The organism is Maribellus luteus, assembly GCF_003576475.1.
In the GTDB taxonomy this organism is placed as follows: Bacteria; Bacteroidota; Bacteroidia; order Bacteroidales; family Prolixibacteraceae; genus Draconibacterium; species Draconibacterium luteum.
The window spans coordinates 1-589 of record NZ_QWGR01000166.1; the positions used below are offsets into that span (position 1 = coordinate 1).

Sequence of the window (589 nt, forward strand, 5' to 3'; positions counted from 1 at the left end):
TGCGGCGACCGACGTCGGCGATGACGTCCCAGTCGGCGCGCGCCTCGCCGGGGGCCGGCAGAAAGGCGCGCTGGCGCGAGATGCGGCGTTCGGAGTTCGTCACCGTGCCGTCTTTCTCGCCCCAGCCGAGCGCCGGCAGCAGGATGTCGGCCAGCACGGTCGTGTCGGTAGCTTCAACGATGTCGGAAGCGACGACGAGTTCGCACTTGGCCAGCGCACGGCGCGCCTGGTCCGCATCAGGCAGGCTGACCACCGGATTGGTGCCGATGATCCACACGGCCTTGACGCGCCCGTCTTCAATGGCATTGAACAGGTCGACGGCCTTGAGCCCAACCTTGTCGGCCATGCGAGGAGCGCCCCAGAACGCCTGCACGAGGTCGCGATGCGAAGGCTCGTTCAGTTCCATATGCGCGGCCAGCATGTTGGCAAGACCGCCCACTTCGCGGCCGCCCATCGCATTCGGCTGGCCGGTAATCGAAAACGGCCCCATGCCCGCGCGGCCGATACGGCCCGTGAGCAAGTGGCAGTTGATGATGCTGTTGACCTTGTCCGTGCCCGCTGTCGATTGATTCACACCCATCGAAAACGC

1 protein-coding gene is annotated in these 589 nt (G+C 66.0%); it reads right to left on the reverse strand.

What is annotated here, in order from left to right; translation table 11 throughout:
* On the reverse strand, nt 1-589 hold a 589-nt coding region (locus tag D1614_RS28430; RefSeq protein WP_147384398.1), incomplete at both ends, for a molybdopterin-dependent oxidoreductase.